This is a genomic window from Marivivens niveibacter (assembly GCF_002150005.2).
GTDB classification, from domain to species: Bacteria; Pseudomonadota; Alphaproteobacteria; order Rhodobacterales; family Rhodobacteraceae; genus Marivivens; species Marivivens niveibacter.
Map to the genome: position 1 here is coordinate 196,542 of NZ_MSPP01000003.1, position 13,697 is coordinate 210,238.

The window sequence follows — 13,697 nt, forward strand, 5'->3', positions numbered from 1 at the left end:
TTTTTCGTGAATCTGCGCTAAAATCGGGTTTTTACGCTGCGTTGCGGAAGAAATAAAATTACAAAGATTAAAACAGAATGATTGTAATCTTTCGCGCAAGATTGTATCTCTGCAGTACAGCGTCCGATTCTGCGACGCAGCGAATTAGAAACAAATCGACCGATGGAGAGACCGATGGCCCTCGATTACGATGCACCCAAAAAAGACCTCTACGAGGTTGGTGAAATCCCTCCGCTCGGCCATGTGCCGGCACAAATGTACGCGTGGGCGATCCGCCGCGAACGTCATGGCGAACCTGACAAATCGTTTCAGGTAGAAGTTGTAGAAACCCCAAAACTGGACGCAAACGAAGTTCTGGTTTTGGTGATGGCTGCTGGCGTTAACTATAACGGTGTTTGGGCTGGTCTGGGCGTTCCGATTTCCCCATTCGACGGCCACGGTGCTGATTACCACATCGCGGGTTCCGATGCGTCCGGCATCATCTGGGCTGTTGGCGACAAGGTGAAAAACTGGAAAGTCGGCGACGAAGTTGTCATCCACTGTAACCAAGACGACGGCGACGATGAAGAATGCAACGGCGGCGATCCAATGTATTCCCCGACCCAGCGTATCTGGGGCTACGAAACCCCTGATGGGTCTTTCGCACAGTTCACCCGCGTTCAGGCGCAACAGCTGCTGCCACGTCCTAAACACCTGACTTGGGAAGAGTCCGCTTGCTACACCCTGACGCTGGCAACTGCATACCGTATGCTGTTTGGCCACGCGCCACACGACATCAAACCAGGTCAGCACGTTCTGGTTTGGGGTGCGTCCGGTGGTCTGGGTTCGTTTGCTGTTCAGTTGGCCAAAGCGGCTGGCGCACATGCGATCGGCGTTATCTCGGATGAATCCAAACGTGACTTTGTTATGTCGATGGGCGCCAAAGGCGTCATTAACCGCAAAGATTTCAACTGCTGGGGCCAACTGCCGACAGTGAACACGCCAGAATATGACGCGTGGTTCAAAGAGGCGCGCCGTTTCGGCAAAGCGATCTGGGAATTCACCGGCAAAGGCAACAACGTAGACATCGTGTTCGAACACCCAGGTGAATCGACGTTCCCCGTGTCCAACCTTGTCTGTAAAAAAGGCGGCATGGTTGTGATCTGCGCGGGTACGACTGGTTTCAACTGTACCTTCGACGTTCGCTACACTTGGATGCACCAGAAACGCCTGCAGGGTTCGCACTTTGCGCACCTGAAGCAGGCGGCATCCGCGAACCGTCTGGTCTGCGAAGAAAAAATCGATCCATGCATGTCCGAAGTGTTCCCATGGGCTGAAATCCCGGATGCGCACATCAAAATGATGAAAAACCAGCACTTGCCAGGCAACATGGCGGTTCTGGTTCAGGCCCAAGAAAATGGCCTGCGCACATTCGAAGAAGTGTTGGAACGTTCGGGTAAATAATTTGCGAACGATCTGAATAGAAACGCGGGGCCAATGGTCCCGCGTTTTGCGTTTTGGTGTCTGGTGCCTGTCGCGGGGTCGCTGTAGGGTCGCGCTATGTCGAATACTGCGCTTACTTTCTCTGACGATCAGGCCCAAGCTTGGGATCAATTGACCGACGTTCTGGCGAATGCAGGCGTTAATCTGTCCGATGATTTACTGACATCACCGCAGAGCGACAGCAGTGCAGTCATGGCCGTGATCGGCAAGGCAGGGTCGGGTAAAACGCTGTTATTGGCGGAACTGACCAAGGCGCTAAAGGAGGCAGGCGTTTCAATCGTTTCGGGCGATTTTGAAAGCAAACGTAAAAAAGACCGCCGTTCGCTGGCGATTTTGGCCCCCACGAACAAAGCCGCATCAGTTCTGCGCAATCGCGGCGTGCCTGCGACGACGATCCACCGGATTTTGTACACGCCCGTTTACGACCCCGAATATGAAAAACTGGCCGAATGGCTAAACGGTGAATGTGATCGCCCCGCGATCGAAGGTTTGACCGATGTCGCGCTGGATCGCGCCTATGCATCGTTCCAAATCAATGCGTCGGTTCCTGCGGCATTGGCCGCGGCGGGGTTGCGCGGTTCGGATTTCATCACAGGCTGGAAACGCCGCGAAGAGCCGCTGGACATCGGGTTCATCGACGAAAGCTCGATGCTGGATCAAAAGGCGCTGGATGATCTGCGCGATATTTTCCCGACGCTCGTTCTGTTTGGCGATCCGGCACAGTTGCCGCCCGTTCAGGGCACCGGCGGGATGGTGTTTGAAAAATTGCCCGAAAAGAACCGTTTGGTTCTGAGCCGCATCCACAGACAAGAGGCCGACAGCCCCATTCTGGATCTGGCCCACGCGCTAGCCGATCCGATGGTCGATTTCTACCGTTTCGAACGCATGGTCGAAGAGGCAGCAGCCCGCGACCCACGCGTTGTACTGGCCCAAAGGGTCGAAGCCGACCTGATGGCGCGGTCCCCCGTTTTGGTCTGGCGCAATGCCACGCGCATCCGCTTGATCCACGCATTCCGCGCGGCTTATGGCGCGCCCGAGGATGCGTTGTTGCCGGGTGAGCCGCTGATCTGCGACGGTATCGAATTGCCGATGAAGCACCGCAAAAAACGGCTGGACCTAGAGGCGCGCGGCCTGATCAAGGGCGCGCAGGTCGTGTATCGCGGCCCAGGATCTCGGCCTGGGTTTTCCAAACTGTGGATCATGGGGGCAGAAGACCCTCAGGTCGCCGCCGCCAGCATCGTAAAGATCGAAAAAGAAGGTGAAGAAGAACCCTTTATCCCATATGCCGCCCGCATGGGCGCCGTGTTCCTGCATGGCGCCGCTGTGACCATTCACAAGGCGCAGGGTTCGCAGTGGGATACAGTGCAGGTATTCGCCCCCGATATCGAAATCGCCGCGAAAATGGGGCGGGTCGAGGCAGGTCAGCCATTATGGAAACGGTTGGCCTATGTGGCGATCACGCGTGCTGAACGTGAACTGCGCTGGGTTGTCCGCAATCGTCTTGCGCGTCCGTCAGAGCCATTGGGTGTCGATGATCTGGATGCACCAGCGCCGCAGTTTGAACTGACCGCGCAAGAACAAGACGATTAACGGCGCAGTATCGCAAAGGCGGCAGAGGCCGCCCAACCCGCGACGGCGGCAATCAGCAGCGATAGCAGCCCATATAGTGCGGCTTGGTTTTGGCTAAGGTTATATAGCCAGCGTTCAATGCCGACTTTGTAGACTGGAATTTCCGTCTGAAACGAGTCGATGATATGTCCATCCCGCGTCAGGAAAATACGTGTTTTGTAATCGCCCTCGGTCAGGTTCGACGGCAATTGGATTGCGGTGTGGAACAGGGTATCGCCTTCGATTGCGACTGCACCTTCTAGCAATTGAAACAGATCGCTGTTCTGTTTTATGCGCATATAGGCTTCGGTGTATTCATTTATGGCAAAGGCATCCTGCCCGACCGCGCGAACGACGCGGCCCCATGAAATGGCGTTGTGTAAATCCTCTAGGGGCAACAAAACGTCGGTCAACGGGGCAGATGATGCGATCGCATAGAACGACGGTGCGATGTCAATCGCTGCGCTATCTGTATTGACCCAAATGCCCGCGACTCTGTCTTTTTGTCGAACTTCGACTGGGACGTTCGGGCCTGCTACGGCAATGATGACACCCAATTCAGTCGTTTGGGGTGGGGGCTCGTCGCGACTGATCGCGCCAAAAATCAAAATTTCGGATCCCGTAAAAGAGGCGGTGATGGAAACTTCGTCTTGGCTAAGGCCGAGCACGATTTTTTCGTCTGCGGCCGCAATTGCGGGGATTAGCGTCAACAAGAATGCCAAGAGCCGGATCATTGCAGCACCCCGATCGAATACAGCTCTGCCGGTTTGATCAGCAAATCTAGACCCAATTTGATGCAGACCAGCAGAACCAAAGAGGCTAGCAAAATACGCAACTGTTCGGCCTTTAGGCGCATCCCGATTTGGGCACCCACCTGTGCACCAATAACCCCGCCAATCAACAGCAAGAGCGCCAGAATAATATCAACGGTCTGATTGGTGATCGCATGCATCATAGTGGTAAACGCAGCGACAAAAGTGATTTGAAACAGCGATGTCCCGATCACAACCTTTGTCGGCATGCCCAGCAGGTAAATCATCGCGGGGACCATGATAAACCCACCGCCAACACCCATGATCGCGGCCAAAATACCGACCGCGACGCCGACCATCAGGGGTGGAATCACTGAGATATAAAGGCCAGAAACGCGGAATTTGATTTTGAACGGTAGGTTGTGCACCCAGTTGTGGCGGCGGCGTTTCGGGGCACCTGAACGTTTACTGCGCATCAAGGCCCGCAGGCTTTCGATCATCATCAGGCCGCCAACAATGCCCAGAAAAATGACGTAGCAAAGGTTTACCAACAGGTCGACCTGACCCAGTTGTTTCAGAATGTTGAACACCTGCACGCCAACGGCTGATCCGATGATACCGCCGATCAACAGCACCCAGCCCATCGCGAAATCTACACCACGTCGTTTGATGTGACCCATCAAGGCAGACACCGAACTGGCGACGATCTGGTTGGCGGATGTTGCGACCGCTACAGCTGGCGGGATACCCACGAAAAACAGCAGTGGCGTGATCAGGAACCCGCCGCCAACGCCAAACATTCCAGACAGCACACCAACAAGCCCCCCAATGCCGAGGAGCAAGTAGATATTGACCGAAATTTCGGCGATCGGCAGGTAGATTTGCATAGCCTGTCCGTAGGTAAGGTTTGGTTTACCTCACCCCGTAATGCGGGAAGTGTCAAATGGATAGAGTAAAAAGGAAAAGCTGAGGCGCCTTACCTGTAGTCCGCGGTTTATGGCGCACAGGAAATGAAAACGGCGGGGAATGCCCCGCCGTTATGTTTATGCTGCTTCGGGTTCTTTCGCCCCAGTCATGAGAGCTACAGCGTCAGACATGCTGTGCGTTTTGGGATCAATGACACACAGGCGTTTGCCCAAACGGTGTACGTGAATACGGTCGGCCAATTCAAAGACGTGCGGCATGTTGTGGCTGATCAAGATGATCGGAATACCACGCGATTTTACGTCTTGGATCAGTTCCAGCACCTTACGGCTTTCTTTGACGCCTAGGGCCGCGGTGGGTTCGTCCAGAATGATGACTTTGGAACCGAACGCCGCTGCGCGTGCCACCGCAACGCCCTGACGTTGGCCGCCCGATAGGGTTTCGACCGCTTGGTTGATGTTCTGAATGGTCATCAGGCCCAATTCAGACAGCTTTTCGCGGGCGAACTCCTCCATTGCGGGGTAGTCCAGCATTTTCAGGGCCGACCCCATGAACCCCTTTTTGCGGATTTCGCGGCCGACGAACATGTTGTCCACAATCGACAGGGCAGGGGACAGGGCCAAGGTTTGGTAGACCGTTTCGATGCCCGCGTCGCGCGCCTCTAGCGGAGTGCCAAAGCTGACCTTTTTGCCTTCTAGTTCGATCGTGCCTTCGTCTGGGGTGACGGCGCCGGATAGCGCTTTGATCAGGGTCGATTTGCCTGCGCCGTTGTCGCCGATGACGGCCAGAATTTCGCCTGGGTACAGTTCGAAATCACAGTGGTCCAGAGCGGTCACACGGCCATAGCGTTTGACCAGATTTGTTGCTTTGAGGATGGGCTGTGTCATGCCGATACCTTTCTGATCCATTGGTCAATTGCGACTGCGATGATGATTAGCCAACCGATGGCAAACACCTGCCACAGCACGTCCACGCCAGCCATCCGCAGGCCCGATTGGAACACGCCTACGATCAGCGCGCCGAACAAAGCGCCCATGATCGATCCGCGTCCGCCAAACAGTGAAATGCCGCCGATCACAACTGCGGTGATGGATTGTAGGTTACCTTCGTAGAACGACTGAGGAGAGATCGAACCAACACGGCCGATGGATGCCCAGCCAGCGATGGCACAGACCAGACCCGCCAGCGCGTAGACCGAAATCAGAACGCGGTCGGAACGGATGCCTGCCAGATCTGCAGCCTCTTTATCGTCGCCCACGGCGTATACGTGACGGCCCCATGCGGTTTTGTTCAGCATGTACCAAAGCACGATGAACACCAGCACCATCAGGACAGAGCCGTAGGTGATACGCGCGCCTGCGACGTCGAACGAATGACCAAAGAATTTCAGCAACGGTGCGAATTCATCGATGTCTTGGCTGCGAATGGATTGCGCGCCCGACAGGTACAGGTTCAGCGCGAAAAAGATGGACCAAGTGCCAAGCGTCGTGATGAAGGGTGGCAGTTTGACCTTGGTGATGAACCAGCCGTTCATCATGCCAGCGCCGATACCGCCGATCATGCCGATCAGGATGCCAATTGGCGTGGGAACGCCCAAATCGATCGACAGTTTGCCCATGATGACTGACATCAAAACCATGATCGCGGCAACTGACAGGTCGATGCCTGCGGTGATGATGATCATCGACTGGGCTGCTGCCAAAATGCCGATGATCGAAACCTGCTGCATGATCAAAGATAGGTTAAATGCCGAAAAGAAACGGCCGCCAGCGATCAAGCCGAAAACGAATAGGCTTAGCGCCAGAACGATAACGGGGACCAGCGTGGGGTTGCTGTGTAAGATGTGCTGGATTTGCTGAACAGGCGTGCGTTTGGTTTCCGCAAAGCTGGCAACGCGCGTATCGCTGCCACCCAACACTCGTTCGAAATCCTGGCCTTTGGGCTGTGGATTGGTCGGTTCAGTCATTTATGTCTCCTTCCAGCGGGGCGGCTAGGCCGTCCGCGGGGCGGGAATTTCGATATGTGAGAGAGAATATAGAGCAAAGAGGGGCAATTTTGCCCCTCTTTTTAGTTTAGAGGGCGCGAGGCATTAGCCCCAGCACTTTTCCAGACCTTCAGCGGACGTCAGCGATGGGATGCCGTCAACTGGTTGGTCGGTGATCAGTTCTACGCCAGTGTTGTAGAAATCTAGACCTTCGGAGTTCGATGGCTTTTCACCGGTTTCCGCAAAGGTTTTGATCGCTTCGATACCCAGCGATGCCATCAGCAGTGGGAACTGCATCGATGTTGCGCCGATGACGCCTTCGCTGATGTTCTGAACACCTGGGCAACCGCCGTCGACCGAAACGATCATAACGTCGTTTTCGCGGCCAAAGGATTTCAGCGCCTCATACGCGCCAGCCGCTGCTGGTTCGTTGATGGTATAGACCAGGTTCACACCTGGGTCGATCTGCAGAAGGTTCTCCATCGCGGTGCGACCGCCTTCTTCGTTGCCGTTGGTAACGTCGTTGCCGACGATGCGTGGATCGTCTTCGTCACCGATGTCGGTTGGGTCTTTGATGTCGATGCCAAAGCCCTGCAGGAAACCGTTGTTACGCAGGTAGTCCACGGAAATTTCCGAAGCGTTCAGGTCCAGCAGTGCGATTTTAGCGTTTGCAGCGTCATCGCCCATCTGTGCCGCAGCCCATTCACCGATCAGAACGCCAGCTTGGAAGTTGTCGGTTGCAAAGGTTGCATCAGCAACGTCAGCTGGTTCGAACGGGGTGTCCAGTGCGATAACCAGTGCGCCAGCTTCGCGAGCTTGGGTCACAACTGGTGCCAGTGCGCGGCTGTCCGATGGGGTGATCAGGATGCCCGATGCGCCTGCTGCGATGCAGGATTCAACTGCTGCAACTTGGCTTTCAACGTCGCCGTCGATTTTACCAGCAAAGGTCATCAGTTCGATGCCGTTTGCTTCTGCTGCTGCGGTCGCGCCTTCCTTCATCTTAACAAAGAATGGGTTGGTGTCGGTTTTGGTGATCAAGCATGCGGTGGTGCTATGGCCAGCGGCGAAAGCCGAACCAGACATTGCAGCGAAAGCGATTGCCGAAGTGGCGAGAATTTTTTTCATGGTTTCCTCCCAAGTATGACGGGCCCTTGGGCCCAGCTCCCGACTCTCCATGTCGGGGATGCCCTAAAGGAAACAGGATTCGCACGGGTCGTCAATAAATAAATCTAGTTGATTTATTAATTAAGGTGTATTCACATGGAACGAAGGGGAGGATACTAAACGCTATGACAGACAATCAGGCCCGAGAGCTAAGCGCCGGCGTGAACCAACACGGTGTGCGCGATCACAACGAAAGACTAATCCTTTCAATGCTTCAGCGTCACGGTGCGCTGGCGGGTAGTGATCTATCCAGAAAGGCAGGGCTTTCCCCCCAAACAGTATCAGTGATTCTTCGAGGTCTTGAGTCAGACGGCCTATTGCGTCGCGGTGAACCGCAGCGTGGAAAAATCGGTAAGCCTTCGATCCCTATGGGTATCAATCCCGAAGGCGCATTTTCGCTGGGCCTGAAAATCGGTCGTCGTAGCGCTGATGTCATCATAGTCGATTTCGAAGGCACGGTGCGTCAAGTAATTCACACCGCCTATCATTATCCTACGCCACAGGCGATTTTGGCATTTCTGGGCGAAGGTCTGCGTCAAGCCGAAGACTATCTAGGCGCAGAAAAATACGGGCGGATTGCGGGGATCGGTGTTGCGACACCTTTTGAAATCTGGCGTTGGCACGACACCATCGGTGCGCCCGCGGATGAAATGGATAAATGGCGCGATTTTTCATTTCAGGATGAAATCGCCAAAATCTCCGATTTGCCTGTATTCGTTCAGAATGACGCGACCGCCGCGTGCCGCGCCGAACATGCCTATGGCAGTGGGCGCCAGTACAGTGACTACGCGTACTTTTATCTAGGCGCGTTTATTGGCGGTGGTATTGTTCTCAATAATTCGATCTTTGACGGACCGACCAACAACGCGGGTGCCTTTGGATCACTACCCGTGATGAGCGATAAGGGCGGCAAGCCAAAACAGCTGATTGATGTGGCATCCCTGTACTTGTTGGAACAACAGCTGGTGGACAATGGTATCAATCCGCTGCGTCTATGGCAGGCGCGCGACAATTGGAGCGCCTACACAGATCAGGTCAATGACTGGATTGATACGACCGCGCCCTACATCGCACAGGCCGCGTTGACCGTATGCGCCGTTGTCGATTTCGAGGCAGTGATGATCGACGGCGCTATGCCCAAAGATGTGCGTGCAAAACTGGTTGAAAAAGTCGCCGAAGCTATTGTCGATCTGGATGATCGCGGCATCACAGCCCCTAAAATTGTCGAAGGCAATATGGGGCTGGATGCGCGGTCACGGGGTGCAGCCAGCACCCCGATCAATGCAAAGTATTTCCTGAACAGCCACGGCCAGATGGGCGGCTGATCAGAAATTCCGCAAGAAACGGCGCAGAACCTTTTCCAGCTTGGCAGCGCCCAATGGGGCCATCGCTTTGGTGTGTTCGTGGCTGATTGCCTCGTCGCTCATGCCGGCGGCCATGTTGGTGATCGTGGAAATCGCAGCGGCGCGTAGCCCCATAAAACGGGCAAGGATCACCTCGGGCACGGTGGACATGCCAACGGCATCAGCGCCCAGCGTTTTGATCGCGCGAATTTCGGCAGGGGTTTCAAACGAAGGGCCAGAATACCAGGCATAGACGCCTTGGTGGATCGTGACCTCTTCCCATGCGGCGGCTTCGATCAGTTTTTCACGCAGTTCGGGTTCATAGGCGTCCATCATAGGAACAAACCGTTTGTCGGTCGGCTCACCTATCAGCGGGTTCAGGCCGCTGAAATTGATGTGATCCGTCAGCGCCATGATCGACCCAGTCGGCATATCGTGCCGCATCGATCCCGCCGCATTGGTTGCAATCACCGTATCGGCGCCCAGTTCGCACAGCACCTCTAGCGGGACGCGCATTTCATCGGGTTTGCCGCGTTCGTAATAATGCGCACGTCCACCGAAAACGGCGACGCGTACGCCCTCTAGGTTCCCGATAACAAGGTTGGGGTTATGCCCCGAAACGCCCGCATGGGGGAAACCTTCTAGTTCGGAATAGGGGATTGCCACGCCTTCGACAGCGCCCGCGATATGACCCAGACCCGACCCAAGGATCAGGCCCAGACGCACAGGTTCGTCGCCCGCATGTTCGCGGATGGTTTCAAGCAGTTTAGCGTTCTTTGACATAGGGTTCTCCGCCCGCTTTTGGTGGGATAGCTTTGCCGACGAAACCAGCCAGCACGATAACAGTTAGAATATAGGGCAGGGCGTCCAACACTTGGGTCTGTACGCGAATACCGATCGCACGTTCCAGAATGTCGGGGCGGATCGCCAGCGCCTGTAGGTAGCCGAACAACAGGGTCGCGCCCAATGCGCTCCATGGTTTCCATTTCGCGAAAATTAGGGCGGCCAGCGCGATATAACCGCGGCCGGCCGTCATTTCGCGCACGAAACCAGCCTGCAAACCTGTCGATAGATAGGCACCCGCCATACCGCACAACACGCCGCAGATGATCACGGCCATATAGCGCATCCGCACGACCGAAATGCCTGCGGTATCCACCGCGCCTGGGTTTTCGCCAACAGCACGCAAACGCAGGCCGAAACGGGTGCGATACAGAATCCACCAGACCAGCGGCACGATAAGAATGCACATGTAAACGATGATGGTGTGGCCCGACAGTAGTTCGGAATACACCTTCATCGGTAGGTCAGCTTTGTTGATGTCGCGGATACGGGTCAGTGCGCCTGGGAACTGGATCGATTCAAATCGGGCGTCACCAGACAGCGACGGGGTACGCCCGCCTTGGCCAAACCAGCTTTGTGCGGCGACAACGGTGATACCCGACGCGAAAAAGTTGATCGCAACGCCCGAAATCAACTGGTTGCCGCGGAACGTGATCGAGGCCAGACCGTGCAGCAACGACAAAAGGACGGACGCGAAAATACCCGCGAACATGCCGATCCAAACAGAGCCAGAGGTGAACGACACAGCCGCAGCCAAAAATGCCGAAATCAGCATTTTGCCTTCTAGCCCGATGTCGAAAATACCCGCCCGTTCGGAAAACAGACCAGCCAGGCAGGCCAGCAGCAGCGGGGTTGCCAGACGAACGGTGCCGTCCAGAACCGCGATATCAAAGAACGCCAAAAGGTCCATTATTTTGCCTCCTTCCGACGTAGGGATAGGAATAGTTTCTCAATGGGCATACGCACCATGTTGTCCAATGCGCCCGTGAACAGGATGACCAGCGCCTGAATGACGGTGACCATTTCGCGTGGAATGCGTAGTTCTGCCGATAGCTCTGCGCCGCCCTGATACAGGATGCCGAACAGCAGCGCCGCGATCAGAATACCCAGCGGGTGGTTGCGGCCCATCAGAGCGACCGCGATCCCGATGAATCCCGCGCCTTCGACCGCGTTCAGGACCAGACGTTCGGCTTCGCCCATGACGTTGTTGATCGCCATCATGCCCGCCAAAGCGCCCGAAATCAGCATGGCGATCATGATGATTTTGGTCGGGTTGATGCCAGCATATTTCGCGGCGCTTTCGCTTTCGCCGAATGCGCGGGTTTCATAGCCCAGTTTGGTGCGCCAGATCAGGATCCACACGCCAACACAGGCTAGCAGCGCGATGACCAAAGCAAAGTTTGCAGGCCCGCGATCCGAAAACGCGATGCCGAATGTGCCCAAAATGGCTGACAGGTTCGGCAATGCTATTTCGGCGGCGAATGATGGCGTTGCTGGTTCCATCCCTTCGGCCTTGATTGGGCCGTTCAGCAGGTAGTTTACCACCGGATAGGACATGTAGTTGAACATGATCGTGGTGATTACGATGTGGCTGCCGCGTTTGGCTTGTAGATAGGCAGGGATTGCCGCCCACGCCGCGCCGAATATTGCCGCGGCCAAACCGCCACCGATCAACGCGAGCGTCCAATGTGGCCACGGGATGTATAGGCACGCCAACGCCGCGCCCAAACCGCCGATATAGGCCTGACCTTCGCCGCCGATGTTGAACATCCGCGCGTGATAGGCGACGGCCACCGCGAGGCCGGTAAAGATAAAGTTGGTCGCGTAATACAGCGTATAGCTGAAATTCGTCGATGTCCCCAATGCCCCGCTAACCATCAGTTTCAGCGCATAAATCGGGTTGTGGCCGATCAGGGCAATCACGACGCCCGAAATCACAGCGGCCAGCAGTAGGGATAAAAGCGGGACCAGAATTGTATCGGCCCAGTTTGGCATTTTGTTCATCAGGCGGTTTCCCCTTGCACGCCAGCCATCAACAGGCCGAGTTCCTGAGTATTTGTTTCATCGGGTAGGCGTTCGCCCATGATTTTTCCGTCAAACATGACCGCGATGCGATCGGACAAAGACATGATTTCATCCAGTTCGACCGACACTAGCAAGATCGCTTTGCCCTGATCGCGTAGGGCGATGATCTGTTTGTGGATGAATTCGATCGCGCCGATGTCCACGCCGCGCGTCGGCTGACCAATCAACAGAAGGTCAGGATTGCGTTCGATTTCACGCGCCACGACGATTTTCTGCTGGTTGCCGCCCGAAAAGTTCTTGGCGGCTAGCATCGGGTTCGGTGGACGAACATCGAACCGTTCCATTTTTTCTGCGGTGTCCTGAACAATCGCCGCGTTGTCCATAAGTACGCCGTTTTTCTGGTATTTGCCGTCCTTGTGATACCCGAACGCCGTGTTTTCCCAAGCCGAGAAATTCAGGATCAGACCTTCGCGGTGGCGGTCTTCGGGGACGTGGGCGATGCCCCGTTCGCGGCGGCTTTGTCCATCGGATTTATCGCCCGTCAGGTCAATCGGTTCGCCGTTCATGAAAATATCGCCCGTGGCAACGCAGTAACCGCCCAAAACCTCTAGCAATTCCGACTGCCCGTTGCCCGCGACGCCCGCGATGCCCAGAATTTCGCCAGCGCGGATGTTGAACGACACGTCTTTGACGCGGTGAACGCCCTGTTCGTCGGTCACGTTCAGGTTTTTGACGTCCAGAATAATTTCGCCCGGTTGGGCGGGGGCTTTGTCGACCTGCAGCAGAACCTTGCGGCCAACCATCAGTTCGGCCAGATGCGACGGGTTGGTTTCTGCGGTTTTCACGGTCGCAGTCATTTCACCGCGACGCATTACGGAAACTGTATCCGTAATATCCATAATCTCGCGCAGTTTATGCGTGATCAGGATGATCGTCTTACCTTCTTCGCGTAGGCGGCCCAGAATGCGGAACAGCTGGTCAGCCTCAGACGGGGTCAAAACGCCGGTGGGTTCGTCCAAAATCAGGATATCCGCGCGGCGATACAGCGCCTTGAGGATTTCCACGCGCTGCTGCATGCCGACGCCGATGTTTTCGATCACAGCATCTGGATCGACGTTTAGTTCGTATTCTTCGGCCAGTTGGCGCAGCTCTTTGCGGGCTTTGTTCAGGGATGGTTTCAGCAAGAACCCATCTTCGACGCCCAAAATGACGTTTTCCAAAACAGTGAAATTTTCAACCAGTTTGAAATGCTGGAACACCATCCCGATGCCCGCGCTGATCGCAGCCTGACTGTCGGGGATTTCTGTCTTTTTGCCGTTGATGAAAATCTCACCCGAGTCTGCTTTGTAAAATCCATAAAGGATCGACATCAGGGTGGATTTGCCGGCACCGTTTTCGCCGATAATGCCGTGGATCGTGCCAGGCATTACGCGGATCGAAATGTCTTTGTTGGCCTGAACCGGGCCAAAGGCTTTGGAAATGCCTTTTAACTCAATGGCGGGGGATTGTTCAGTCATCTTGAACCCTTATCACGGGTAGGAAAAAGGCCGCGCCGATTGTGGCGGCGCGGCC

The 13,697-nt window shown here is 55.4% G+C and carries 12 protein-coding genes; 3 read left to right on the forward strand and 9 right to left on the reverse strand.

Annotated features, from left to right (window positions below; genetic code table 11):
* The first annotated feature begins 174 nt into the window (after positions 1-174).
* Together ccrA and BVC71_RS09660 are read left to right on the forward strand one after the other, a co-directional pair.
* On the forward strand, positions 175-1,443 hold the full coding sequence (gene ccrA, locus BVC71_RS09655; RefSeq protein WP_240516828.1) for a crotonyl-CoA carboxylase/reductase: 1,269 nt from the start codon (positions 175-177) through the stop codon (positions 1,441-1,443).
* A 96-nt stretch (positions 1,444-1,539) separates the two neighbouring features.
* Complete coding sequence (locus BVC71_RS09660) at positions 1,540-3,072, forward strand: ATP-dependent DNA helicase (protein ID WP_086451461.1); 1,533 nt, start codon at positions 1,540-1,542, stop codon at positions 3,070-3,072.
* On the opposite strand, the gene BVC71_RS09665 is transcribed toward BVC71_RS09660, so the two are convergent.
* The 5 genes from BVC71_RS09665 to BVC71_RS09685 all read right to left on the reverse strand — a co-directional run bounded on the left by BVC71_RS09665 (position 3,069) and on the right by BVC71_RS09685 (position 7,875).
* Complete coding sequence (locus BVC71_RS09665) at positions 3,069-3,824, reverse strand: TIGR02186 family protein (RefSeq protein WP_086451462.1); 756 nt, start codon at positions 3,822-3,824, stop codon at positions 3,069-3,071. The genes BVC71_RS09660 and BVC71_RS09665 overlap by 4 nt on opposite strands.
* Entirely contained in the window at positions 3,821-4,729 is a 909-nt protein-coding gene (locus BVC71_RS09670) for a sulfite exporter TauE/SafE family protein (protein WP_086451463.1), read from the reverse strand. The genes BVC71_RS09665 and BVC71_RS09670 overlap by 4 nt, the downstream gene beginning before the upstream one ends.
* A gap of 156 nt (positions 4,730-4,885) precedes the next feature.
* Entirely contained in the window at positions 4,886-5,653 is a 768-nt protein-coding gene (locus tag BVC71_RS09675; RefSeq protein WP_086451821.1) for an ATP-binding cassette domain-containing protein, read from the reverse strand.
* Entirely contained in the window at positions 5,650-6,732 is a 1,083-nt protein-coding gene (locus tag BVC71_RS09680) for an ABC transporter permease (RefSeq protein ID WP_086451464.1), read from the reverse strand. Before BVC71_RS09680 ends, BVC71_RS09675 begins: the two co-directional genes overlap by 4 nt.
* A 123-nt stretch (positions 6,733-6,855) precedes the next feature.
* Positions 6,856-7,875, reverse strand: coding sequence for a sugar ABC transporter substrate-binding protein (locus tag BVC71_RS09685; RefSeq protein ID WP_086451465.1), 1,020 nt, complete (start codon positions 7,873-7,875; stop codon positions 6,856-6,858).
* 164 nt (positions 7,876-8,039) lie between these two features.
* On the opposite strand from BVC71_RS09685, the gene BVC71_RS09690 reads away from it, so the two are divergent.
* Entirely contained in the window at positions 8,040-9,239 is a 1,200-nt protein-coding gene (locus BVC71_RS09690; protein WP_086451466.1) for an ROK family transcriptional regulator, read from the forward strand.
* Here BVC71_RS09690 and BVC71_RS09695 read toward each other — a convergent pair whose 3' ends face one another.
* From BVC71_RS09695 to BVC71_RS09710, 4 genes are read right to left on the reverse strand one after another with little or no spacing between them, the layout of a single operon-like run.
* A complete protein-coding gene (locus tag BVC71_RS09695; protein WP_086451467.1) occupies positions 9,240-10,040 on the reverse strand; it encodes a purine-nucleoside phosphorylase in 801 nt (266 codons plus the stop codon).
* Positions 10,024-11,010, reverse strand: coding sequence for an ABC transporter permease (locus BVC71_RS09700; RefSeq protein ID WP_086451468.1), 987 nt, complete (start codon positions 11,008-11,010; stop codon positions 10,024-10,026). Before BVC71_RS09700 ends, BVC71_RS09695 begins: the two co-directional genes overlap by 17 nt.
* Positions 11,010-12,104, reverse strand: coding sequence for an ABC transporter permease (locus BVC71_RS09705; RefSeq protein WP_086451469.1), 1,095 nt, complete (start codon positions 12,102-12,104; stop codon positions 11,010-11,012). Before BVC71_RS09705 ends, BVC71_RS09700 begins: the two co-directional genes overlap by 1 nt.
* A complete protein-coding gene (locus BVC71_RS09710) occupies positions 12,104-13,642 on the reverse strand; it encodes an ABC transporter ATP-binding protein (protein ID WP_086451470.1) in 1,539 nt (512 codons plus the stop codon). The genes BVC71_RS09705 and BVC71_RS09710 overlap by 1 nt, the downstream gene beginning before the upstream one ends.
* Positions 13,643-13,697: the final 55 nt, after the last annotated feature.

What these genes read in the sequence shown, in the direction of transcription:
- ccrA (WP_240516828.1), top strand. Translation starts at nt 175, where the DNA reads ATGGCCCTCGATTACGATGCACCCAAAAAAGACCTCTACGAGGTTGGT.
- BVC71_RS09660 (WP_086451461.1), top strand. Translation starts at nt 1,540, where the DNA reads ATGTCGAATACTGCGCTTACTTTCTCTGACGATCAGGCCCAAGCTTGG.
- BVC71_RS09665 (WP_086451462.1), bottom strand. Translation starts at nt 3,824, where the DNA reads ATGATCCGGCTCTTGGCATTCTTGTTGACGCTAATCCCCGCAATTGCG.
- BVC71_RS09670 (WP_086451463.1), bottom strand. Translation starts at nt 4,729, where the DNA reads ATGCAAATCTACCTGCCGATCGCCGAAATTTCGGTCAATATCTACTTG.
- BVC71_RS09675 (WP_086451821.1), bottom strand. Translation starts at nt 5,653, where the DNA reads ATGACACAGCCCATCCTCAAAGCAACAAATCTGGTCAAACGCTATGGC.
- BVC71_RS09680 (WP_086451464.1), bottom strand. Translation starts at nt 6,732, where the DNA reads ATGACTGAACCGACCAATCCACAGCCCAAAGGCCAGGATTTCGAACGA.
- BVC71_RS09685 (WP_086451465.1), bottom strand. Translation starts at nt 7,875, where the DNA reads ATGAAAAAAATTCTCGCCACTTCGGCAATCGCTTTCGCTGCAATGTCT.
- BVC71_RS09690 (WP_086451466.1), top strand. Translation starts at nt 8,040, where the DNA reads ATGACAGACAATCAGGCCCGAGAGCTAAGCGCCGGCGTGAACCAACAC.
- BVC71_RS09695 (WP_086451467.1), bottom strand. Translation starts at nt 10,040, where the DNA reads ATGTCAAAGAACGCTAAACTGCTTGAAACCATCCGCGAACATGCGGGC.
- BVC71_RS09700 (WP_086451468.1), bottom strand. Translation starts at nt 11,010, where the DNA reads ATGGACCTTTTGGCGTTCTTTGATATCGCGGTTCTGGACGGCACCGTT.
- BVC71_RS09705 (WP_086451469.1), bottom strand. Translation starts at nt 12,104, where the DNA reads ATGAACAAAATGCCAAACTGGGCCGATACAATTCTGGTCCCGCTTTTA.
- BVC71_RS09710 (WP_086451470.1), bottom strand. Translation starts at nt 13,642, where the DNA reads ATGACTGAACAATCCCCCGCCATTGAGTTAAAAGGCATTTCCAAAGCC.